This is a genomic window from Mycolicibacterium anyangense (assembly GCF_010731855.1).
GTDB lineage: Bacteria > Actinomycetota > Actinomycetes > Mycobacteriales > Mycobacteriaceae > Mycobacterium > Mycobacterium anyangense.
This window is the reverse complement of record NZ_AP022620.1, coordinates 2943003-2966222: the sequence shown is the minus strand read 5'-3', so window position 1 is coordinate 2966222 and position 23220 is coordinate 2943003. Positions and strand designations below refer to the sequence as shown.

Annotated in this window: 22 protein-coding genes; 6 read left to right on the top strand and 16 right to left on the bottom strand. The window is 66.5% G+C overall.

The window, feature by feature from the left end; genetic code table 11:
- Positions 1-10 precede the first annotated feature (10 nt).
- Both G6N35_RS13840 and G6N35_RS13835 read right to left on the bottom strand, forming a co-directional pair.
- Positions 11-1525, bottom strand: coding sequence for an MFS transporter (locus tag G6N35_RS13840; RefSeq protein WP_163804774.1), 1515 nt, complete (start codon positions 1523-1525; stop codon positions 11-13).
- Between the two features lie 152 nt (positions 1526-1677).
- Entirely contained in the window at positions 1678-3447 is a 1770-nt protein-coding gene (locus G6N35_RS13835) for a diguanylate cyclase domain-containing protein (protein ID WP_163804773.1), read from the bottom strand.
- A 165-nt stretch (positions 3448-3612) separates the two neighbouring features.
- Here G6N35_RS13835 and G6N35_RS13830 point away from each other — a divergent pair, with 165 nt between their 5' ends.
- Positions 3613-4110 carry a VOC family protein gene (locus tag G6N35_RS13830; RefSeq protein ID WP_163804772.1) on the top strand — a complete coding sequence of 166 codons (498 nt, stop codon included), beginning with the start codon at positions 3613-3615 and terminating at the stop codon, positions 4108-4110.
- 59 nt (positions 4111-4169) lie between these two features.
- A complete protein-coding gene (locus tag G6N35_RS13825; RefSeq protein WP_246224307.1) occupies positions 4170-4886 on the top strand; it encodes a hypothetical protein in 717 nt (238 codons plus the stop codon).
- A gap of 66 nt (positions 4887-4952) precedes the next feature.
- Here G6N35_RS13825 and G6N35_RS13820 read toward each other — a convergent pair whose 3' ends face one another.
- The 8 genes from G6N35_RS13820 to G6N35_RS13785 all read right to left on the bottom strand — a co-directional run bounded on the left by G6N35_RS13820 (position 4953) and on the right by G6N35_RS13785 (position 12792).
- Positions 4953-6143 carry a hypothetical protein gene (locus G6N35_RS13820; RefSeq protein ID WP_163804771.1) on the bottom strand — a complete coding sequence of 397 codons (1191 nt, stop codon included), beginning with the start codon at positions 6141-6143 and terminating at the stop codon, positions 4953-4955.
- Between the two features lie 227 nt (positions 6144-6370).
- Positions 6371-7153 (bottom strand): bestrophin-like domain, encoded by a 783-nt coding sequence (locus G6N35_RS13815; RefSeq protein WP_163804770.1) that lies wholly within the window; start codon positions 7151-7153, stop codon positions 6371-6373.
- A complete protein-coding gene (locus tag G6N35_RS13810) occupies positions 7150-7917 on the bottom strand; it encodes an acyl-CoA thioesterase (RefSeq protein WP_246224594.1) in 768 nt (255 codons plus the stop codon). The genes G6N35_RS13815 and G6N35_RS13810 overlap by 4 nt, the downstream gene beginning before the upstream one ends.
- Before the next feature lie 91 nt (positions 7918-8008).
- Positions 8009-8350, bottom strand: coding sequence for a hypothetical protein (locus G6N35_RS13805; RefSeq protein ID WP_163804768.1), 342 nt, complete (start codon positions 8348-8350; stop codon positions 8009-8011).
- Positions 8351-8398: 48 nt separating this feature from the next.
- A complete protein-coding gene (locus G6N35_RS13800; protein WP_163807665.1) occupies positions 8399-9532 on the bottom strand; it encodes a GTP-binding protein in 1134 nt (377 codons plus the stop codon).
- Positions 9533-9609: 77 nt separating this feature from the next.
- On the bottom strand, positions 9610-10233 hold the full coding sequence (locus G6N35_RS13795) for a flavin reductase family protein (RefSeq protein ID WP_163804767.1): 624 nt from the start codon (positions 10231-10233) through the stop codon (positions 9610-9612).
- Positions 10234-10241: 8 nt separating this feature from the next.
- Positions 10242-11735, bottom strand: coding sequence for a glucose-6-phosphate dehydrogenase (gene zwf, locus G6N35_RS13790; RefSeq protein ID WP_163804766.1), 1494 nt, complete (start codon positions 11733-11735; stop codon positions 10242-10244).
- Between the two features lie 46 nt (positions 11736-11781).
- Positions 11782-12792, bottom strand: a complete 1011-nt coding sequence (locus G6N35_RS13785; RefSeq protein WP_163804765.1) for a CobW family GTP-binding protein — start codon at positions 12790-12792, stop codon at positions 11782-11784.
- 199 nt (positions 12793-12991) lie between these two features.
- Here G6N35_RS13785 and G6N35_RS13780 point away from each other — a divergent pair, with 199 nt between their 5' ends.
- Positions 12992-14887, top strand: a complete 1896-nt coding sequence (locus G6N35_RS13780; protein ID WP_163804764.1) for a glycoside hydrolase family 2 protein — start codon at positions 12992-12994, stop codon at positions 14885-14887.
- A 17-nt stretch (positions 14888-14904) separates the two neighbouring features.
- On the opposite strand, the gene G6N35_RS13775 is transcribed toward G6N35_RS13780, so the two are convergent.
- The 6 genes from G6N35_RS13775 to G6N35_RS13750 all read right to left on the bottom strand — a co-directional run bounded on the left by G6N35_RS13775 (position 14905) and on the right by G6N35_RS13750 (position 20282).
- Entirely contained in the window at positions 14905-15327 is a 423-nt protein-coding gene (locus G6N35_RS13775; RefSeq protein ID WP_163804763.1) for an organic hydroperoxide resistance protein, read from the bottom strand.
- 16 nt (positions 15328-15343) lie between these two features.
- Positions 15344-15775: a MarR family winged helix-turn-helix transcriptional regulator gene (locus G6N35_RS13770; RefSeq protein WP_163804762.1), complete on the bottom strand. Its 432-nt coding sequence runs from the start codon at positions 15773-15775 to the stop codon at positions 15344-15346.
- A 106-nt stretch (positions 15776-15881) separates the two neighbouring features.
- Positions 15882-16655: an amino acid ABC transporter ATP-binding protein gene (locus G6N35_RS13765; protein ID WP_163804761.1), complete on the bottom strand. Its 774-nt coding sequence runs from the start codon at positions 16653-16655 to the stop codon at positions 15882-15884.
- Positions 16652-18130 (bottom strand): amino acid ABC transporter substrate-binding protein/permease, encoded by a 1479-nt coding sequence (locus G6N35_RS13760; RefSeq protein ID WP_163804760.1) that lies wholly within the window; start codon positions 18128-18130, stop codon positions 16652-16654. Before G6N35_RS13760 ends, G6N35_RS13765 begins: the two co-directional genes overlap by 4 nt.
- 223 nt (positions 18131-18353) lie before the next feature.
- Entirely contained in the window at positions 18354-19070 is a 717-nt protein-coding gene (locus tag G6N35_RS13755) for a DUF3060 domain-containing protein (protein ID WP_163804759.1), read from the bottom strand.
- A 9-nt stretch (positions 19071-19079) separates the two neighbouring features.
- Complete coding sequence (locus G6N35_RS13750) at positions 19080-20282, bottom strand: alkane 1-monooxygenase (RefSeq protein ID WP_163804758.1); 1203 nt, start codon at positions 20280-20282, stop codon at positions 19080-19082.
- A gap of 152 nt (positions 20283-20434) precedes the next feature.
- Between G6N35_RS13750 and G6N35_RS13745 the strand changes: the two genes are divergently transcribed.
- The 3 genes from G6N35_RS13745 (at position 20435) to G6N35_RS13735 (ending at position 23219) form a co-directional block, all read left to right on the top strand.
- Positions 20435-20965: a nitroreductase family deazaflavin-dependent oxidoreductase gene (locus G6N35_RS13745; protein ID WP_197748425.1), complete on the top strand. Its 531-nt coding sequence runs from the start codon at positions 20435-20437 to the stop codon at positions 20963-20965.
- A 9-nt stretch (positions 20966-20974) separates the two neighbouring features.
- Positions 20975-21619: a superoxide dismutase[Cu-Zn] gene (sodC, locus tag G6N35_RS13740; protein WP_163804757.1), complete on the top strand. Its 645-nt coding sequence runs from the start codon at positions 20975-20977 to the stop codon at positions 21617-21619.
- 520 nt (positions 21620-22139) lie between these two features.
- Positions 22140-23219, top strand: a complete 1080-nt coding sequence (locus G6N35_RS13735; RefSeq protein ID WP_163804756.1) for a YncE family protein — start codon at positions 22140-22142, stop codon at positions 23217-23219.
- Position 23220: the final 1 nt, after the last annotated feature.

Genomic DNA, 23220 nt, shown 5'->3' with positions numbered 1-23220 from the left:
AAAACCGCCGTCACGGTGAGCGTGGCAGCTGAGCACCCTCAGCGCGTACCGAGCCGCGGCGCTTCGCGGGTCCGGCCGCCGCGAGCGGGGTGGCGATGTCTTCCAGGGACTTTCCTTCCGCGTCGACAGCGAGGAACAAGGCCACCAGCCCGCCGGCAACCATGACCGCGGCCCCCAGCAGATAGCCCAGGAACAGCCGGACCGGCTGCGATCCGTCACCGATCAGCGCCCCATAGATCACCGGACCCAGGGCGCCGAAACACTGTGCGATCGCGAAGAAGACGGCGATCGCTTTCGCGCGAACCTCCAGTGGGAAGATCTCGCTCACGGTCAGGTAGGCCGAACTGGCGCCGGCCGAGGCGACATAGAAAATGACGCACCATGCGATGGTCTGCGTCAGGGCAGTGAGCAGGCCCGCGTTGAACGCCACGGCGCTGAGCGCCAGCAGCAGGCCGGACAGCACGTAGGTGCCCGCGATCATCTTCCGGCGACCGATGGTGTCGAAGAGGTGTCCGATGGTCAGTGGGCCGGCGAGATTGCCGACGGCGAAGGCGATCAGATACAGCGGTGCCGACTCCGAGGAGACACCGTAGAACTTGCCCAGCACCAGGGTGTAAGTGAAGAAGATCGCGTTGTAGAGGAACGACTGGCTGATCATCAGCGAGGCACCCAGGATCGACCGACTCGGATACTCGCGGAACAGAACTCGGGTCAGGGCCAGGTAGCCGACCTTCTCGGTGGGCTTGAGCTCGATGGCTTTGCTCTCATCGACGCTGGGAAGCGTTGCGCCGGTAGCCTTCACCTCGCGCTCGATGTAGGAGATCGACTCCTCGGCCGCCGCTTCCTGCCCGTTCATCACCTGCCAGCGTGGACTCTCCGGCAGATGCCGTCGCACCACCAGGATCACCACGCCGAGCACCGGTCCGATCAGGAAGGCCAGCCGCCACCCGATGGACAGGTCCATCGACTTGAGGAACACGAATGTTCCCAAGGTGCCGAGTATCGCTCCGGCCCAATAGGTTCCGTTCACCGCGATGTCCACCCGGCCGCGGTAGCGGGCCGGGATCAACTCGTCGATCGCCGAGTTGATGGCGGCGTACTCGCCACCGATACCCATTCCGGCGATGAAGCGGGTGACGTAGAGGAACACCAACCAGCCGGCGCCGTTACCCAGTGTGAGCGCGGTCAAAGCGCTGCCCAGCAGGTACACGCCGAGGGTCACCATGAACAGGTTGCGCCGCCCGAGCTTGTCCGACAGGCGACCGAAGAACAGCGCCCCGACCACCTCACCGGCCAGATAGACGGTGGCCAGGAAGCCCACCGCTGCCGACGACAGGGCGAGCGTCTCGGGCTGGCTCAACGTGTCGGCCACGGCGCTGGCAATGGTGATCTCCAGGCCGTCGAGGATCCAGGCGACACCCAACGCCATGACCATCCGGGTGTGGAAGGACGACCACGGCAGCCGGTCGATCCGTGCCGGGATCAGACTGCGGATCGCCTGATCGGCCCCCGTCGGTGCGGCCATGATCGCCTCCTCGCGAAACGGCGTGCTACCGAACGGGACTTCCCACCTTCGCGTCGCGGGAAACCACGAAGCCGCACGACGATTGGCCACTTACGCCACGCATCGGGCGCAACGGCGTGACGCAGGTGGCCATCCGTCGGGTCAGGACCGGCTCAGAAGCTTTCCTCGGGTTCCATCAGCACTACGGTGTTGCGGTCACCGGCCTTGGCCTGATACATCGCGGCATCGGCCCGCGCCATTACCGCCGTGACTGTTTCACCCGGAATGGCAAGGGTGGCACCGATACTCAGCGTGGCGCGGATTGTCTCGCCATTCTCCGCGATCGGCTCGGCGGCTTGTGCGCGAATCGTCTCACTGATCTCCAGCAGCTGATCGAGACCGCTGAGCCCGGGCAGCACCACGAGGATTTCGTCACCGCCCGTACGCCCGACGGTGTCACCGTGGCGCACACAATGGCGGATCCGTGCCGCCAACGTCGACAACACGGTGTCGCCGACGCCGTGTCCCCACGTGTCGTTGATGCTCTTGAAGCGGTCGACGTCGCAGAACAGCACGCCCAGGTGCGTTTCGACAGCCGGGGGATGCCGCAATGCCGCCGCCAGTTGGTTGATCGCCTCACCGCGAGTGGCCAGACCGGTGAGGGCGTCGAACCGGGCCAGGCGCTCCAGCTGCTGCTCCACCTTGACGCGGTCGTCCACGATCCGAAGGGACGCGATCACGCCGTCGGTCCCCCCGTCGGCGTCGACGTAGGGCTTGGCGTGAGCGTCGACCCAGCGGTAGTCGCCGTCGGCGGTGCGGAATCGCAGCCGCTGCGCGGCGGCATTGCCTTGAGCGACCTCCCGTACCACCGCCACGACCTCCGCGAGGTCGTCGGGATGAATCTGGCTCCGCAGATCCAGCCCGACCCAGTCGTCCTCCCGGTATCCCAGCGCGGCGTGCACTGACGGGGACACCCATTCGACCGCACCAGCCCGCAGATGCACGATGACGTCGACGGCGTTGTCGGCCAGGATCCGGTAGCGCTTCTCGGCCTCGGCGCGCTCCTGTGCCAGCTGCTCACTCCTGATCAGTGGATCCTGCTCGCCGCGGCGCAGCCGGAACCCGACGACCATGGTGATGATCGTGCACAGCAGCACCGAGAGGGCGAAGGCCGAGCGCTCGTCGCAGCCCAGGGCCAAGAAGATCAGCCGCAGCAGCGCCATGGTGATCGGAAACCCGATCGCCAGACCGTAGAGCCGCACCAGCGCCGCGCGGTCATGGCGTTCGAGCAGCCACGCCAGCGGAGGCCGGTCCGGGCGCACAGCCGACAGCGTGACCACGAGCGCGAGCGCGCCCACCGCCGTCAACATCGCCATTCCGGTCGAAGGGCCGTCGTAGACCAGCGCTGTCGCGTCGAACAGGTAGGCAACGATCGACACCACCGGGATGACGGCACTACCGAGGATGCACGCTGCCCACACGGCCGAAACCCATTGCCGGTCAAGTCGAATCAGGCCGGCAGCCGTGGCCAGCGGCAGTACCGACACGGCGGCCTGCCAGCTGGGGCGCCCGGGCGATGGCATGTCCAGCGGCCGCAGGGTCTCGGTGAACCACACCTGGTCGATGCCCCATGACCGGCCCGTCACGTTCTGCACCAGAAACACGAGATAGGCGACGCCCACCGCGGCGGCTGCACCGCGGGCGATCCAGACGCGGACCCGGCCGGGCCGACCAGACTGCAGCAGGATCGCGGCCGTCAGCACCGACAGCAGCAGACAGGTCCACGGAGTAATGGGCGGCCAGTCCGGGTCGACCCGCGTCAGGTACTCGATCCCGGTCGTCCAGCCCACCCAGCCGAGGGCTGCGATGGCGAGGGCGATGACGGCGGCGGCCCGCCGAGTCCGGGCCACGACCTCCGGCAGGGGAGCGCGGCGTCCGTTCATCGACACGCCTCCCCCAAGGTGGTGCAGCGGCACTTCTTGCCGCACGAACATCCTCGGCGGCATCGCCTCTCTTGGCAACCGTCGGCCGCGAGGCGTCACAGTTACGCGCTCCCACCCATCGGTACTTGCGCCCGGCTGCCCATGGTGCTCTGTCACACTCCGGGAATGATCCAGGGCTTCTCCCATATCGGCGTTTGCGTGAGCGATCTCGACCGGTCGGTGTGCTTCTATACCGAGGTATTCGGCTTCGTGGTTCTCTACCGACTCGACTTCGAGAACAACGAGGTCGCCGCCACCATGGAGCAGGAGGGAAAGTTTCGCTCCGCGATGCTGCTGCGCGACGACATCCGGATCGAACTGCTGCAATGGGTGGATGTCGCCACCACCGGATCCGGGGAGCGCAAGCCCATGACCGAACGCGGCCTCACCCATCTGTCCTTCCGTGTCGAGGACGTCGACGGCCTGACCGAGGCCATCCTCGCCGCGGGTGGGACGTTCCTGGAGTCGACGCGCACGGTGCTCGGTGACGTCGTCGATCCGACTTCTGGCCGGTTCATCTATCTGACCGATCCCGACGGCACCCGGATCGAACTCATGCAGAATGTGCCCGACCTGTCGGGGATCAGCGCTACCGATATCGCTGCCGCCGCCGCATCCGGTTAATCCGCGCAGGCTCGGCGCGGCAGGTCGGCGATCCGTACCGATGAGGCGATGATACGAACGTGACTGCTGATGCCAGTGTGACGAACTCCGAGCCGGTTTCCGACAAGCCCGCCGAGCAGGCCGCCCCGCCGTCCGCTGCCGAACCCACCCGGCAGCGCACCTGGTCGATGCCGAAGTCGCCGGTCAGCCGCGACCAGGCCGATCGGATCGGACGCGCAGCGCTCACGTCCATCTCCGCCGTCGGCCGGTTCGTCGCGGGAGTCGGCCGGACAACGGGCCGCATCCTGCGCCGGACCGTGCGCGCGGTGGAGGCGATCCCGCCTGCACTGCAACTGTTCTTCGGCGCCGCCATCCTGATGGGGCTCGGCATCGTCGGTGCCATCTCGTTGTCCTCTACCGCCGGACTGGTGTGCACCGTCGTCGTCATCCCGGTCTGCGCGGCGACCCTGGGCGCCCTCGGCTACCGCTGGTACAGCGGGCTCGGCACGGCCAGTCCGCAGCCGCGGGCCAGCGAGCCGTCCGAGTCGGACCTGATGCGCTCGGTGCACTACGTCGACCGCAAGCTCACCACCGCGCTGACGTCGTTCGGAACCGAGCAGCACCAGCAGGCGGTCATCGCTCTCTTTCAGGCCAAGACGGCCGTCGAACTCACCCTGGGAACCGAGGATGATCCGGCCAATTACGCCGACCTGACCCTGCGCCCGGACGACTACGGTCTACGCCCGCGGATCGGGGTCGAACCGGCTGTGCGAGAAGGCAATACGCTCGCGTCGTAACGCCGAGGCCGGACAGCACAACGGGTGGGACCCCGACTGGGGCCCCACCCGCTGCGTTGTGATGAACTACTCGCTGCCGCCACCGCTGCGGGCGCTGCCGCCGGAAGCGCGGCTGTGCGTGCCCTTGTCCGACGACGACTGGCCCGCCGTGCTGGAGTGCGACTCGGTGCGCGAACGTGCCACGCCGGCAACGCTCTTGTCGGTCGCCGGTGTGGACGTCCCGGTCTCCGTCGTGCCCTCCGTGGTGGAGTCCGTGGTGCTCTTGGCCGGATCCGTGGTCGCCGTGCGGGTCTTCACTGCGCCACTGGACACCGCCGGGGTGTCGGCGGCCTCGGTCTCGGCGGGTGCCGACGGAGCCGAAACCGACGGCGCCTCGGAGACCGGGGCTTGCGCCACCGGAGCCGCGGTGGCGGCCAGCGCCCGTGCCGGGGCTGCGGGGGGAACCGGTGCGCCCAACGCCTGGGCGATGGTGTCGCGCGCCCCCAGCAGAGCGCTGATCAGGCCTGCGGAGAAATCCTTTCCGACAGTCAGGATCCCGACGGTGGATTGCGGCTCGTAGCCGTTGAGGAAGGCGTTGGTGATGACGGCCGGCGCGTTTACGATCGCGCCGACGGCGGCGGGGATGTCCCCGGCCTTCAACGCGTCGAAGACGGCCTGCCCGGTATCGCCGATCGCTCCGACCACGCCAGCAATCGGCGAGATGGCCGCCAGCCCGACCGGAAGCAGAACGTTCGGCAGTGCATTGAGCACGTTGGCGAAGTTCTTCGCGATTTGCCCGGGAATGTTGAACACCGGGAGCAGACTGATCACCGGAGCCAGAACCAGGCTCAATCCGGCCTGGAACAGGGTGCTTGTGGCGGCGCTGATCTGGCCGGCGGCCAGCTGCTGGCCGGCCTGGAACAAGGCCTGCGGAATCGCGGTGACGCCTGCGACCAGGCCGCCACCGGCCTGCGACAGGGCCGTCTCGATGGTTTGCACGTTCGCCAGCTGGTTCTTGACGAATTGATCCAGGATCGGGCTCGGGTCGCTCTGGACCTGCTGGCCGAGCGCCGCGATGTTGTTGAATGTCGTGTTCAGGACGTCAACCCACACGGCGATGGGGTTACTGGAGGACGTCAGCGTGGTCGCCACACTCGACATGTTCAATGCCGGTAGGTGGTCGGCAACCGGAGTCACCACCACCGGCGACAGGGCGATCGCTCCTGCCGTCAGCAGCGCCGCTCCCTCAGTGACCCTGGACCGTAGAAATGCCTGCACAGTGCTCCCCTAACCTTGTCGGAAACTTACCGATGCGTAAGGTTACTGTGAAGTAAGTCGACTAGTGGTCGGTTTCGCGAAATTCGTTAAACTCGCTAGCTTCATAGCTGCGGACGGCCTGTCAACGAGCTGGGTGGGCGTTGGCACGCTGCGACAACCTACGTTGAGCGCAACCTCAGCGAAGGTGACGTTCCCGCAAAAACGCACCGTTAAACATCACCGTCAAATTAGTTTTGGAGGATCGACACGGCCTCGTGCAGGGGATCCGACGTCGTCGCGATGCCGCCCAGGAACGGATGCGACAGCTCGAGGATGAGGAACAGATTGGCCGCGACGATCAGCCCCACGATCGCGACCATCGGGTAGTGCATCCCGGGCTTCTCCACGCCGTAGATCACCACGGTGCCCACCACCATGGTGCTGGTCAGGAAGATGACCGCCCACAAAGGCCACGGCGGTCCGGTGTCGTCACGCGCGGTCAGCAGGCGCACGGTGCGCGCCTGGCTGATGTCATCGAACTTGGTCATGGACGTCGACAGCGCGCTCTTCTGGACGTCGTTGGTTGCGTCGACCTGCCGGTAGGCGGCGCTCAGCTGGGTCAGGGCCGCCTCGGTCTCCGGTGACCGCACGCCGGTGCCCTGGTCCCACTCGGCGATGGCCGCCTGTTCGTAGCGCAGCAGGCTGGCTCGGATGCGGTCGGCGTCGGTCTTGGTGAATGCATCGAGGTTTCTTGCCATTTCGACGGCGGCCGCGCCCTCGGCGCGGGCATTGGCGTCGGCACTGTTGGTCTGACCCCACATCGAGGAGACCACGAACCCGATGAAGAAGGCGTAGATGAAGCCGATGAACCCGTAGGTGAACTTGGTGACGTCATTGTGTTCGTCACCGGTCAGGACGGGGAACCGTCGCCGCACCACGGCGACCAGCAGCATCGCGCCACCGGCGATCATCACGATCAATCCGACCAGGAGAAGCCCCGGCGGGATGTGGCTGACGATCCATCCGCTCATTGCCGGCTCTCGGCGGGCGGGAAGTACATCTCCTGTGCAACCGTGCACACCAGAACACCGTCGCGGTTGAACATCCGCCCGCTGGCCAGGGCCAGCGAATCGGTACCGCTGGGTGTGCATTTGTCGTAAAGCACCCAGTCACGCAGATCCGCGGGGCGATGGAAAGTCACCGAATAGCCGCGCTGCGCCGACTCGCCCCGCAACCCGCGCGACATGGTGACCATCCCGGCCAATGTTGCGGCAGACAGGTAGACCACCAGTGCGGCGACCACGGCCGGATCCTCGGGTACCTCTCCGCGTGGGCGCCACCAGATCTTCGACCAGGCAGGGGTGGTGTCCTCGGCGTCGATGACCAAGCGGTCGAACCACTTCAAGCTCAGCCAGTCACCCTCGTAGGCAGCGGTGATAGTGCGGGGCGCCAACGGGACGTCGTCGGGGGCGGGCACCGCCGGCATCGGTGGCTGGTACTCGACACCGTCGCCGGTCCCGCTGCTGACCTTGAACGACACCATCGCCTCCAGCAGCACCCGGCCGTCCTGGCGGGCGGTGACCCGGCGCGCCGAGAACGTGCGGCCCTCCTGCAGGGTGACGACGTCGAAGTCCGCCGGACGGCGCGCATCACCGGCTCGCAGGAAGTAGACGTGCATGCTGTGCGCGGCCCGGCCCGGCGCGGTGTGCGCGGCGGCGATCAGCGCCTGTGCCGCGACGTGTCCACCGAGGACGTGGTTGTCCGGTGCCCGAAGTTGGTCGCCGACGAAGGACATGTCGTCCACCCGGCGAAGCGATAGCGCGGCAAGCACCTCGGGATAGGACGAACGCGTCACCGGCGAAATGCTGCCAGATCCGCGCGGTGATTCACACCCGCGCCCCGCGCAGCTGCTTGGCCCGGGCGAACGACGCGACGGTGTGGACGAATTGGTTGACCTCGTGATCGTGGACGCACGCGTGCGGGGCATCGCAGCGCCACAACCCGCTGCCCTCACCGCCGACTCGGCAGACCACCAAACGGCGTATCGACCTGCCGAACACCTCGCGGTGGGTGGGTGGCTCGTCGTGCAGGATCTGTACGCGCAGGGGCTTCCAGTCCTGCCGGTGCACGATCAGCGTGCGGGGTGTCCTCGTCACCACGATGGTGGTGGTGTCAGTCGGCCCGTGGATGCCCACCTGGATCACGTCGTCGATCAGTGGAACAGTCAATGAAACTGTCCCACAGCTCATTTCATCGATCGGCGGACACTGCATCGGTCACGGGTGGCTGTGGGTGATGCCCCATTCGGGCAGCGGATCGGGATAGCGGATCCACGCGGCCTGACCCGCGGCGAGTTCGGCATCGGTGAGCAATGCTGCGCGCAGCAGGTCGTGCACCTGCGCGTGATCGAGGCGGGCGCCGATGAACACGATCTCCTGGCCGGGCTCGATCTCGGTGGCCGACCAGTACTGCGCGGGCTCGATCACCAGGTTCGGGCCGGCCTGAGACCAGATCGCGGCGATCGACGGCCTGCTGGCGATCCAGCAGAAACCCTTGCTGCGCAACACCCTTCGAAGCTGGCCGAGCGCGTCACCGAGCCGCTGGGGATGAAACGGCCGCTCGGCGCGGAACGTGGTGCTGCTGATGCCGTACTCCTCGGTCTCGGGGGTGTGGCCGTCGGCGAGCTCCTCCTCCCAGCCCGGCGCGTTGGCGGCCGTGACCGGGTCGAACCGGCCGGTATCGAGCACCATCGACAGGGGGACGATGCCGTGGTCGGTGCGCGCGATGGTGGCCGAGGGATTCATCCGGCGGACCATCGCCTCGACCGCCCCGCAAGTCTGCTCGGGTACCAGGTCGGTCTTGTTGATCAGAATGACATCGGCGAACTCGACCTGATCCACCAGCAGGTCGGCGATGCTGCGGGCGTCACCCTCGCCGGCGGACATCTCGCGGGCGGCCAGCGCCTCCCCGCGGGCGATCTCGGTGAGGAACGTCGAGGCGTCGACCACAGTGACGAGTGTGTCGAGGCGGGCCACCTGGTCGAGCCGGAAGCCGTCCTCGAATTCCCAGCTGAAGGTCGCGGCCACCGGCATGGGCTCGGAGATCCCGGTCGACTCGATGACGATCTGGTCGAACCTGTTCTGCTGAGCCAACTCTCGCACCGAGGTGATCAGGTCTTCGCGCAGGGTGCAGCAGATGCAGCCGTTGGTGAGTTCGACGAGCTTCTCCTCGGTGCGATCGAGGTGTCCCTGTCCGGCCACCAGGGCGGCGTCGATGTTGACCTCGCTCATGTCATTGACGATGACGGCGACCCTGCGGCCTTCCCGGTTGGCCAGGATGTGGTTGAGCAGCGTGGTCTTGCCTGCGCCCAGGAATCCGGACAGCACGGTGACGGGGGGCTGGGTCGGCATCGCCTGAGTCATAGACATAACGATAATCATTTTCAATAAGAACGACAAGCCGGGTGCACTCCCGGAGTCCACACTGCTCAGTCCGGTCGCGGCATCAGGAACCCGGCGTCCGGGCCGATCTCGAAATAGCCGGCCGGCCCGCCGGCCCGCAGGATGGGGCGCGGTCCCGCCGTGTTGTAGATCCCGTCGACGAGGTGGTCACGATCGATGTGCACCGCCACCACCTCGCCAAGAACCATCCAGGTGTCCAACGCATCGCCGGCAGCCGAGGTGAGCCGGATCAGTTGGGACAGTTTGCATTCGAAGTTCACCGGGCTTTCGAGCACCATCGGTGAACTCACCAGCGACGCCGCAATCGCGGTCAACCCGGCGACGCCGAACTCGTCGACGTCGGCCGGCACCGATGCGGAGGTCTGGTTCATCTGATCCGCGAGGTCGCGGGTGGCGAGATTCCAGACGAAGTCACCGGTGGCCTCGATGTTGGCGACGCTGTCCTTCCATCCGACGGAGGAGAACCCGACGATCGGCGGGTAGTAGTTGAAGCCGTTGAAGAAGCTGTACGGAGCCAGGTTCCTCGTTCCGTCGGAGGCCTGGGTGGAGATCCAGCCGATCGGGCGTGGCCCCACGATGGCATTGAACGGATTGTGCGGTAGACCGGTGCCCTCGGCGGGGCGGAAATAGTGTGCGTCGCTGCCGGCCATACCGAAGCCTACTTCTTCTCCCGCCACACCCGCTCGAACGGCAACCGCCAGCTGTTCGGGGCGATCAGCTGGTGAATGGCGTTGGGGCCCCAGGTGTCCTGGGCGTACATCTTCACCGCCGGCGGGTCCTCCAGCAGGTCCGCTGAACGCTCCCACAGCGATTCGATGCCCTCGGCGGTGGTGAACAGGGTGTGGTCGCCGCGCATGGCGTCGAGGATCAATCGCTCGTAGGCCTCGAGAACGTCGTCGGAGTAGTCGGTCTCCTGGGTGGAGAACTGCATGGACAGCTTCTCCAGCTTCATCCCCGGGCCGGGGCGCTTGCCGTAGAACGACAACGACACCTTCGAGGCGTCGGCCAGGTCGAAGGTCAGGTGGTCCGGGCCCTGCGAGCCGACACCGGAGCCCGGCGGGAACATGGTGCGCGGTGCCTCTTTGAAGGCGATCGAGATGATCCGCTGGCCCTCGGCCATTCGCTTGCCGGTGCGCAGATAGATCGGCACCCCGGCCCACCGCCAGTTGTCGATCCCGACCTTGAGCGCGATGAACGTCTCGGTGTCGGAATCCCGCGCCACACCCTCCTCGTCGCGGTACCCGGTGTACTGGCCGCGGACCACGTTCGCGGTGTCGATGGGCAGCATGGAGCGGAAGACCTTGTTCTTCTCCTCGCTGATCGCCCGGGGCTCGAGCGCGGTGGGCGGTTCCATCACCACGAAGGCCATCACCTGGAACAGATGGGTGACCACCATGTCCTTGTAGGCGCCGGTGCTCTCGTAGAAGTTGGCCCGGTTGTCCAGGCCCAGCTTCTCGGGGATGTCGATCTGGATGTGGTCGATGAAGTTGCGGTTCCAGATCGGCTCGAACAACCCGTTGGCGAACCGGAACGCCAGGATGTTCTGCGCGGCCTCCTTGCCCAGGAAGTGGTCGATGCGGAAGATCTGCGATTCGCGGAACGTCTTGTGCACGAAGTCGTTGAGTTGGATCGCGCTGGCCAGGTCGGTGCCGAACGGCTTCTCCATGACCACCCGCGAGCGGGCCACCAGGTCGGCCTCCTTGAGCATCGTGATCACCGCCTGCGCGGCCTTGGGCGGCACCGACAGGTAGTGCAGTCGGCGCACCCCGGCGCCGAGCGCCTCCTCGGCGGTGGCCACCGCTGCGGCGAGGGCTTGCGGCCCGGCGCTCTGCGGAACGTAGGTGACCCGGCTGGCGAACTCCGCCCACTCCGCGTCGCTGAGCTTGTGGCTACCGAAGTCGTCGATGGCCTCGCGGGCGATCGCCCGGAACTCTTCGACGGTGAGATCCTCCAGCGAGGTGCCGACCACCTGGATGGCCGGCGCCAGCGCCGACTTCACCAGGTAGGCCATCCCCGGAAGCAGCTTGCGTTTGGCCAGATCTCCGGTTGCACCGAACAGCACGATCACATGAGGAGCCAGCGGCTCCTGTTCGCGGCGGCGGGGCCGCGAACCGGGAGAGGGGTAGGCGATCTGCGGCTTGTCAGTGTCCACGACGGGATGATGTCACCCGCGGGGCGCCACCGCACGGCTTAGCGGCTCACCCTCCGCTCAGGTGCCGTTGCAGCCGGCGGGCTGCCATCGTGGACGGCGGGCCGTCCGCGGGGCGTAGCGCCTCGTGCAGCCGGGTGCGCACCGCCTCGACGTCCAGGTGCATCCCGATGGCCACCAGGTCGCTGCGCGTCCCCGACGCTGCCCCGCGCGCCAGGTGAACCGACGGCCCGACGACGTTGACGACGACGGTGCGCCCGGCTGACCGGTGCCGCACCGCCACCTGCCCCTTGATCCGGTACACCCCGGGCGGCGGTGCCTCCAACAGCTCGAGCAGACGTTCGGTGTCCACTGGCGTCTGCGCCGTCACGGTCACCGCATCGGCGTGGACGTGATGATGGACGTCTGACGGTTCGTCGACGAACGCGTCGCGGAACGACAGCTGACCTCCTTCGTCGACCGCTGCGGCGACGTCGTAGAGCAGGGCCGGATCGATCCGGCCCTCGCTGACCCCGACGACGTAGGCGCGCGAGTTGCGTTCGCGCACCCGGTCTTCGATGCGGTGCAGCGTGGCGGCGCGCTCGGGCTGCGGGACCTGGTCCAGCTTGTTGACCACCACCAGCGTGGCCGCACCGTAGCGGGCCGGGGCCACCCCGCCGCAGTCGACGGTCTCGAAATGCCGGGCCGCGTCGATGACGTCGACCACACCGCCGTCGCGCACCCCGCCGATCTCGCTGAAGCCGATGATGCGGGCCAGCGCGGCCGGGTCGGCCAGCCCGCTGGCCTCGACGATGATCGCGTCCAGGCGCAGCCGCGGATCGGCCAGCCGCGCCAGCGCCGCATCGAGTTGACCGTCCTCGGGCAGGCAGCAGATGCAGCCGCCGGCGATCGAGGCGGGCTCGTCGATCTGGCCGCTGATCAAGCCCGCGTCGACGTTGATCTCGCCGAAGTCGTTGATCACCACACCGACCCTTGCCCGCGGCGTGCGCAGTACGTGGTTGAGCAGCGTCGTCTTCCCCGCACCGAGATAACCGGTGAGTGCGATGACCGGAATCGCCATGCCCGCGAGAGTAACGCTCCGCCTGCAGAGAGCGAAAAGCCACCGGCGCCCGAATGAAAAGTCACTGTGCGAAAACATCTTTCGCACTTTGCGACAATCGGGCCCGCCGAGGACTACAGTGCCAACGGCGAAATCCACAATCCACGCCAGTGGCGTCGCGGGGGCGCGCCGCCGATGAGTCGTCTATGGGGGAACTGTCATGCCCGGTGGCTTCGTGCTGCCCTGGGTCGGTCGCATCGCGGCCGCCGCGCTGGTCGTGCTGGCGCTCATCGCCACCGGCACCGCGCCGGCGCAGGCCGTCGTGATGTTCCACCCGAAGCCCGCCCTGCTGCCCACGCCGTGGACCAAGTTCGTCGGGACCGGTAACGCCCTACCTGACTATCCGCGCCCGCAGATGGTGCGCGCCGACTGGCTCAACCTCAACGGCGTCTGGGGCTACACCGGCCGGTCGGCCGGAGCCGCACTACCCGCGCCACCGCCGCCGGGGGCCTACCGGGAACAGGTGCTGGTGCCCTACCCGGTGGAGTCGGCGCTGTCCGGCATCGGCAGACATGACGACGAGATGTGGTATCGAAAGGTGTTCACGCTGCCCAGCGGTTGGCAGGGCCGGCGCATCCTGCTGCACTTCGGTGCCGTCGACCAGATCGCCACTGTATGGGTCAACGGTCAGCAGGTGGCCCACCACGAGGGCGGCTACACCGAGTTCAGCGCCGATATCACCCCGGCGTTGCGGCGGGCCGGGCGCCACGAGATCGTGGTGCGCGCGCAGGACCGCAACGAAGCCAACCCGTTTCCGGTGGGCAAGCAGCGCAACGATCCCGAGGGTCTGTTCTACACGGGCGCTTCGGGCATCTGGCAGACCGTCTGGCTGGAACCGGTGCGTCCCGCCCACATCGACAAGCTCGACATCACCCCGGACCTCACCGGCCTGACGCTGCGCCCGAGAACCGCAGGCACCACCGACCAGCGGGTGGTGGCGCTGCTCTCCGAACGCGGCGGCCGGGTGGTCGCGAGCTCGTCGGGTCCGGCCGGTGCACCGCTTCGCCTCACGGTTGCGGCACCCCGGCTGTGGACGCCCGACGATCCCTACCTCTACGACCTGACGGTGGCAGTGGTCAGTCCGGCCGGCAGGGTGCTCGACGCGGTGTCCAGTTACGCCGGGCTGCGCACCATCGGCACTGTCCGCGACCCCAAGGGCCGCCCGCGGATCGCGCTCAACGGCCGCACCACTTTCCTACACGGCCCACTCGACCAGGGCTACTGGCCCGACGGTATCTACACCGCGCCCACCGACGACGCCCTGCGTTCCGATCTGCAGCGCACCAAGGAGTTCGGGATGAACTTCGTGCGCAAGCATGCCAAGGTCGAACCGGCGCGCTGGTACTACTGGGCCGACACCCTGGGCCTGCTGGTCTGGCAGGACATGCCGTCGCTCGATGTCTCACTCGACATTCCGGTGGGCCCCGCGCCGGAGCCGTCCCCGGCGGCCAAGGCCAACTTCGAACGCGAACTGCTGGCGATGATCGACCAGCTGCGCAGCGTCACCTCGATCGTCGGCTGGGTGCCGTTCAACGAAGGGTGGGGCGAGTTCGACACCGCCCGTATCGCCAATCTGGTGAAGACGGCCGACCCGACTCGGATGGTGGACGCCAACAGCGGGGTCAACTGCTGCAAGTCGCGGCCCGACAGCCGCGCCGGTGACATCTACGACGACCACACCTACGTCGGCCCAGGAAAGACGTCCGTGCCCGGCGACCCGAGGGTGCGGGTCGACGGCGAGTACGGCGGCCTCGGGCTGGTGTTGGACCATAACCGGTGGCCGGGCCGTCCGCAGGCCTATGAACTGGCCCGCCGTCCCGACCAGCTCACCGCGCGCTACGTCGCGGTGAGCCGCGCCCTGGAAGCCCAGGTGCGTGCCGGTGGCCTCTCGGGTGCCATCTACACCCAGACCACCGATGTCGAGAACGAGGTCAACGGCTTCCTCAGCTACGACAGGTGGGTGGTCAAGATGCCGATACCCGTTGTCGCCGAACGAAATCGGGCCGTCATCGCCGCCGGAACGCCGGCCATGCCACCGCCGGACGTCCGCCGCTGAAGGTCAGTCGCTGAAGGTCAGTCGTCGGTGACTGTCAGTGCGACGTCGATGTTGCCGCGGGTGGCGTTGGAGTAGGGGCACACCTGGTGGGCCTTCTCGGCCAGCGCCACCGCCGTGTCGTGGTCGACGTTGGGCAGCGTGATCTCCAGTTCCACCGCGAGCGTGAACCCGCCGGCATCATTGGCGCCCAGCGACACCCGAGCTCCCACCGAGGAATCCGAGACGTCGGCCTTCTCCTGGCGGGCGACCAGCCGCAGCGCCGAGTGGTAGCAGGCCGCGTAGCCGACAGCGAACAGCTGCTCGGGGTTGGTACCGACGCCGGAACCACCCATCTCCTTGGGAATGCTCAGCTCGACGTCGACCTTGCCGTCGGAGGTGCGGCCGTGGCCGTCGCGTCCCTCGCCGGTGGCCAGGGCCTCAGCGGTGTAGAGAACCTTCATGTCAAATCCCTTTTCTTCAGTGGTGTGAAAGCACTGCCTCGGACAGGCGCAGCACTGCGTCGCGGAGCGCGACGATATCGTCCGGGCTCATTTCCGATGTCTGCATCAGCCGCTCGGGTATGCAGGCCGCCTTGTGCTGCAGCCGTTTTCCGGTCGGGGTGAGAACCACCTCGACCCGACGTTCGTCGTCGGCGCAGCGTTCCCGGGTGATGTAACCGATGGCTTCCAGCCGCTTGAGCAGCGGCGAGAGGGTGCCCGAATCGAGGTGTAGCCGCTGGCACAACCGGCCGACGTTGGCGTGGCCCTCCTCCCACAGCACCAGCAGCACCAGGTACTGCGGATAGGTGAGGTTGAGGTCAGCCAGCAGCGGCCGGTAGGCCGCCGTCACTGCGCGAGACGCCGAATACAGCGCGAAGCACAGCTGGTCGTCGAGTCGTGGAGCAGTCACGAGAGCCACTATAGGGCACAATTAAATTGTGCACAACCAATAGGTGCCGAGATCGCAATCGGCCCCTGCCGTCCCGGTAGGGGAGCAGGGGCCGATTGTCACAGTGCTAGAGCACCTTGGACAGGAATTCCTGTAGCCGTGGGCTTTTCGGGTTTCCGAAGACTTCTTCGGGGGTGTCATCCTCGACGATGTTGCCGTCGGCCATGAAGATCACCCGGGACGCGACCTCCCTGGCGAAGCCCATTTCGTGGGTGACCACCACCATCGTCATACCGCCCTGGGCCAACTGGCGCAGCACCTCCAGCACGTCGCCGACCATCTCCGGGTCCAGCGCGCTGGTGGCCTCGTCGAACAACATGATCGACGGGCTCATCGCCAGCGCGCGGGCGATCGCCACCCGCTGCTTCTGCCCACCGGACAGGGTGGACGGTTTGACGCCCGCCTTCTCGGCCAGCCCGACCTGCCCGAGCAGGTCCATCGCCTTCTTCTCGGCGGCGGCCTTGTCCATCTTCTTGGTGAGCAGTGGCGCCAGGGTGACGTTCTGCAGCACGGTCATGTGCGGGAAGAGGTTGAAGTGCTGGAACACCATGCCGATGTGCTGGCGCACCTTGTCCAGGTCGACCTTGGGGTCGGTGAGGTCGAAGTGGTCGACCACCATCTTGCCCGCGGTGATGTCCTCCAGCTTGTTCAGGCAGCGCAGGAACGTCGACTTGCCCGAGCCCGACGGCCCGATGACGCACACCACCTCGCCCTGCTTGATGTCGGTGGTGATGCCGTCGAGCACCACCAACTCACCGAAGGCCTTCTTGAGGTTGTCGATCTGGATCTTGACGGTGCCCGCTGGTTCTGCGGCGGCAGTCTCGGGGACGAGTTCGGTCATTTCACGATCCTTTTCTCGAGACGATCCGAGAGCTTGGTCAGCGCCATGATCACGACGAAGTAGATGACACCGATGATGAGCCACATCTTGAACGACTGGTAGTTGCCGGCGATGATGATCCGGCCCGTCTGGGTCAGTTCGGCGATGCCGATTACCGACAGGATCGAGGTGTCCTTGAGGGTGATCACGAACTGGTTGATGTAGGACGGGATCATCGTCCGGATCGCTTGCGGCAGAATCACTTTGCGCATGGTAGGCAGGTAGCCGATACCGAGGCTGCGGGCAGCCTCCATCTGCCCCTTGTCCACCGACTGGATACCGCCGCGCACGATCTCGGTCATGTAGGCCCCGGCGTTGAGCGACAGCGTGATGATGCCCGCGGTGAGCGCGCTCATCTGGAAGCCCAGCGCCGAGGGGATGCCGAAGTAGATGAAGAACGCCTGCACCAGCAGGGGTGTGCCGCGGAAGATGTCGACGAACGTGGTGCCGATACCGCGCAACCAGATCGAGCGCGACACCCGGAACAGGCCGAAGATGACGCCGAGGACCAAGGCGATGGCGATCGAGACGACCGTCAGGATGACGGTCATCTTCAGGCCCGCCAGCAGCATCGGCGATGTGCTCTTGATCAGTCCGAGGAACGAGTTGTCGTCGTTGGTCGCACCCTCACCGAGGTAGCTGTTGATGATCTTGTCGTACTCGCCGGACTTCTTCAGGTTGTTCAGGCCGGCGTTGAACTTCGAGAGCAGTTCGGCGTTGCGGCCCTTGTTGACCGCGAACCCGTAGCCGGTGGGATCTTCCTTGGGGGTGACGGTCTTGAAGCCGTTTCCCTGGGCGATGCCGTACAGCAACACCGGGTAGTCCTCGAACACGGCCACCGAATTACCGGTCTTCACTTCGTCGAACATCGACGACGAGTCGGCGAACGAGACGACCTGGAAGCCGTACTTGTCCTTGATGGAGTTGGCGAAGGTGGCGCCCTGGGTGCCGTTCTTGACCGCGACCCGCTTGCCGCGCAGATCCTCGTAGGACTTGATGTCGTTATTGGTCTTGAGCACCGCCATCTGGATGCCGGACTCGAAGTAGGGCTCGGAGAAGTCGAACACCTGCTTGCGCTTGTCGGTGATCGACATGCCCGCGATGACGCCGTCGACCTGGTTGGCCTGTACGGCCTGTAGTGCGGCGTCGAAACCCAGCGGTTTGATGTCGACCTTGAACTTCTGGTCCTGCGCGATCGCGCGGATCAGATCCATGTCGATGCCGACGAACTTGCCCTGCTTGTCCTGGAATTCGAAGGGCGCGAAGGTGGTGTCGGTGGCGATCACATAGGTTTCACCCTCGGCGGCGGCCGGGCTGGGCGAGAGCAGCGTAGTGCCGAATAGCGTGGCGAAGACGACGGCTGCCAGCGCGGCGACAGCGGCCGCGCGGCGGGGCCTACATCGACTCAGCCCGCGCCGTAACCTGTCAGCTCCCATGTGTTGGCCTCCCTGACCGTGCGTGTTCTGGCGACGTTCACGCTAGTGGCCCGGGCCTGCTCCTGCCGGGTAACGGCGACACGACTTATCGAGGGTGCGCGTCAAGAGGTGAACGTCTCGCCGAACGTGCTGGGGTTGCGACAAGTGGGCCTGGTTTCGCAACCGGTGCACACTCGGCGCGTGCCGGCGCGCCGAAGGCCAAAGGCGTTGTCGGCGTGGTACTTCAGCCCTGCTCGACGACGTTGTCGAAACCGGACTTGTCGACGGTGGGCGACCCGGAGTGGTAGGTGACCTTGTTGTCGATGCCGGATGCGCTGATCACGTCGACCGAGTCGACGGTGACGATGTTGTTCATCCCGGACACTTCGACCCGGGTGCAATGGCCGGTGATGACGACCGTGTTCTGCATCCCGCTGACGGTCACCGGGTTGTCGTTGCAGACGATGGTCTTGTTTTCCTCGATGCCCGAGACGCTGACCGTCTCTCCGGGCGCCGAGGTCTGGACGGTGGCCGCCGTCGTCGGTGGCTCCTCGGGTTCGGCGGTGGGCGCGGGGCTTTGCGGCCGAGAGGTCGGGCTGAACGGGCCACCGCCGCCCGAGATCGGCGGGGTGGTGGGCGTCGAGGTGATCGTCTTGGTCGCGAACATGGTGGTGAGGGCGATCGCACCGCCACCGATGAGTAGGCCGACGACCAACAGCGCCAATATGATCCAGCCGAGTTTCATGCCGGGGGAGGACGGTTGGTCAACCGGGGGCATGCCGGGAATGGGTTGACCGTAGTAACCCGGAGGCGGGGGTGGTGGTATCGGCGGAGGAGCCCAGGCGGGCGGTGGCGGCTGTTGCCCCATCGGGGTGGTGCCCAGCTCGGCGGTCCCTGCGATGTCGGTCAGCGGTTGCTCGAGTTCCCGAATGCGCTTCTCGGGATCGTCCTGCTGGTCCATGGCCCTCAACTAACGCGCGTGAGCGGGTACCTTCCGCCCGGGTGACGTTTCATTGTGAGCCATCAACGGGTGATTCGGCGGCAAAGCGGCCAGGCGGATGTCACCGCCGTAGTGCGCCACCACGCGGTGGTCCATCAGCCGGCGCCACAACGGCGGCACCAGTGTCAGCGGCAGCAGCGCCGCGTAGCCGGCGGGCAGCTCAGGCGCCTCGTCGAAATGCCGCAACGCCTGGTACGGCCGCATCGGGTTCGCGTGATGGTCGGAGTGCCGCGGCAGGTGGAAGAGAAAGATGTTGGACAGCACGCTGTTGCTGTTCCAGCTGTGCGCCGGACGAACTCGCTCATAGCGGCCGTTGGGCAGCTTCTGACGGCGCAACCCGTAATGCTCCATGTAGTTGACCATCTCGAGCAGGCAGATGCCCACCACCGCCTGGCCGATCAACCACGGCAGGACCACCGGACCGAACCACACCGCCAACCCCGCGTACAGCGCCAGGCTCATCGGCCACGCGGTCAGCACTTCGTTGCGCAGCGACCACGGTGAGTGGCCGCGGCGGGCGAGGCGGCGGGCCTCCAGCCGCCAGGCCGTGCGCACTCGCCCGCCCACCGATCGCGGCAGGAACGCATAGAAGCTCTCACCGAGCCACGAGCTCGTCGGATCTTCGACAGTGGCGACGCGGACGTGGTGGCCGTGATTGTGCTCGACGGGGAAGTGGCCGTACCAGCATTGCGCCAGCGCGATCTTGCTCAGCCGTTTCTCGGTGCGCTGGTTGGTGTGGCCGATTTCATGGGCGACGTTGATGGCGCAGCCGCCGACGATGCCCACGGCGACCATCAGGCCGAGCTTGTCGACGGTGCTCATCGACAGCCAGCCGCCACCGGCCCACAGCCAGCAGGCGAAAGCCAGCGACAGGTATTGGCAGGGCAGATACAGGTACGTTGCCCAGCGGTAGAACGGGTCCTTCTCCAGTGCGAGAAGGGCGCCGTCGGGCGGACCTGCGGTGTCGGCGCCGCCGAGATAGTCCAGCACCGGCCCGATGACGAAGACCAGCACCAGGCCCAGCCACCAGAACGCTGACGGCCCGAGGAAGAACACGCACAGCCAGGACAGTCCGACCATCCCGGGCATGATCGTGCTGAACAACCACAGGTAACGCTTGCGATCACGCCACCCCGGAGGCTCCGGTGAGATCAGGGACGCCGGTAAGGGCATGCTCAGTGTTTACCGTTTCGAGACCAAGACCGCAAATGTTATGCCCATTGCCACAGGGCCGTGTCGTCGCACCGGGAGGGGCGTATCTGCGGGTCGGCACATGCCTTCAGGTTTTGCCTCGTTTGCTTGGAGCAACTGCCCAGTATTTGCCGATGGGGCACAGTGTTCGGCCACAGCGCGGCGGGTATGCGGTGTCCATGTGGCGTGCACCGGTCCGGTTCTACGACCACGGCCTCGGCTGGCTGCTGGGCCGGCGGTTCCTCTGCCTGACACATCAGGGCCGGACCTCGGGCAAGCGCTATCGGACGGTGCTCGAGGTCCTCGCCATCGAGGGCGACGAGGTGATGGTGATCGCCGGAACTGGACCCAGCGCGGATTGGTTCCGCAACCTGGCTGCCGGTTCGCCCGGCAGTGTCCAGATCGGGCGGATCGTGTTCGCCGCCGACCACCGCGCACTGGGCGCCGAGGAGGCCGCGGGTGTCGTGGCCGACTACGAGCGGCGGCACCGACTGGTGGCCCCGGTCGTGCGCAAGGTTCTCTCGGCGTTGGTGGGCTGGCCCTACGACGGGAGCCCGGCTGCCCGCCACCGGCTGGTTCGCCAGCTTCCGCTGGTGGCTTTTCGCCCTGCTCAGACGCCAGACTCCCAGCAGATCGGAAGTTTTCCGGGCTCGTGCCGTGGGTAGGCTCGGCAGATGTTGACACCTGTGCGCGCCGGCGTTGCCGCGTTGATCCTCCCCGTTGCTGTCGTGTCCGCCTGCTCGAACAATCCCTCGGCAAGCCAGGGCGGGTCGTCGTCGCCGTCGTCGTCGGCCGCAGCGGGGGCGGAAAGCCTTGTGACGCAACTGAAAACACCCGATGGTAAGACCGTTGCCAACGCCACCTTCGACTTCTCCGGCGGCTTTGCCACGATCACGGTCGAGACCGTGGCCGGCGGCATCCTGACCCCCGGATTCCATGGTCTGCACATCCACTCGGTGGGCAAATGCGAGCCCGATTCGGTGGCCCCCAGCGGCGGGGCGCCCGGTAATTTCAACTCCGCGGGCGGGCACTTTCAGGTCCAGGGGCATACCAGCCACCCGGCCAGCGGGGATCTGACGTCGTTACAGGTTCGCCCGGACGGGTCGGCCAAGCTGGTCACCACCACCGCTGCCTTCACCAAAGCCGATCTCACCGGGCCGCAGGGAACGGCTCTGATCATCCATGAAGGCGCGGACAACTTCGCCAATATCCCGCAGCGCTACACCGTCGACGGCAAGCCCGGTCCGGACGAGCAGACGATGGCCACGGGTGACGCGGGCAAGCGGGTGGCGTGCGCAGTGATCAGCCCGGCGAGCTGACCGGGGCCAATGGGCCGAGAAATGCTGTGATCTGGACCACTAGCGAAGTGTCGAGACGGCCTCACTAACTGCCGCCAGCAGCGAAGTTCCGGTGCGTCCGCCCGCTGATCGGTCGCGATTGTGGTCCGGCACACCGTCGCCAGCGTCAGTTCCTTAAGGGTAATCCTTAAGAATTTAGACATCACTGGGGCATTGTGATGTTGGCAACTACCGATCGCCAAGGGGTGAGAATTTCATTAGCCGACGGCATTGTCCGTGCGCCCACAACATGTATTCATCTAAGTCAAAGCAGCAGCTCAAGGCTAGTATTTGAAATTCATTCGCGGAATGCAACAAATTGATAACGATCGCTGGCTTAACGGCACCTGAGACCAGCGCGACGGATGTGAATTGGCCTCGCGGGAATGCAAATTCTGGGTTAACTGTCTCGGTACACTGAAAGACACGCGACGCCTCCTGGCGTCACATGCACGCTCAACACGAAACTCAGCCTGCTGAAGGCTGTCGGAGGAACGAGATCATGGCAAACACGTCAGCGGTGGCCGAGCGGGTCGCTGCAGCACATTCCCTGTGGTTGTCGTCGCTGCCCACGATCAAGCGCGCACCGACCGGTGACCTTCTTCCGGCGCTGCTCGACGAGGTCGGGCTCGAGCCCATCACGGCTCCCATCGTCAGTGCCGCAGGCTCGGTGGCCGCCACGCACGGTCCGGTCAGTGACATGGCCGTCAGCCCCGACGGCCGGCGCCTGGTGGTCGCGCACTACGGCGCCGACGCCGTCTCGATCATCGACACCGCCACCATGACGGTGACCGCGACGGTCAGCGGCATCGCCGAGCCCTACTCCGTAGTGATCGCCGATCGGGCCTACGTCACCTCGGCCTCGACCGAAGAGGACGCCATCGTGGCCGTCGACACGGCCACCGCGGTGCCCTTCGCCGCCAAGAACCTGGAGATGGCCGCGCGCGGCCTGGCCGTCAGCCCGGCCGGTGACACCCTGTACGTCGCACGCATCGGTGATGACCGCGCCGACGTCGCCGTCATCGACGTCGAGTCCGGTGCTCTGCGCGCCGTCGCCGTCTCGCCCGTGTCAGCAGCCTCGGTAGAGGCGGTGCAGCTCAGCGCCGACGGCACCCGGCTGTTCGTGGCGCTGACCACTACCTCGGGCGGCAGCCTCGTGGTCATCGACACCACCCGCTGTGTCGTGCTGGGCACGGTCGCCCTCGGCGGATCCATCGGTGAGATCGCCGCACATCCCAATGGCCGCAAGATCTTCGCCACCGGCTGGGACGCCGAGCTGGGCAGCGTCATCAACGTCATCGACGTGGCCGGCGCGCGGGTGATCGACACCATCGGTGTGCGGGGCATCCCCACCTCGCTGGTGCTCGGCCACGACGGTGATCTCGCCTACTTCGTCGACCGCGACCAGATCGCCGTCATGTGCACCGCCACCCACGAGGTCATCGACCACATCGCCGTCGGCGGTGCGCTGGCCTGCCTGGCGGCCGGACCGCAGGGCCGGTTGTATGCCGCCGACTACAGCGGTGCGATCAGCGCGCTGCAGTTGGGCTCCACCAGCGATCTGGCGCTGCTGGCCTCCTGAC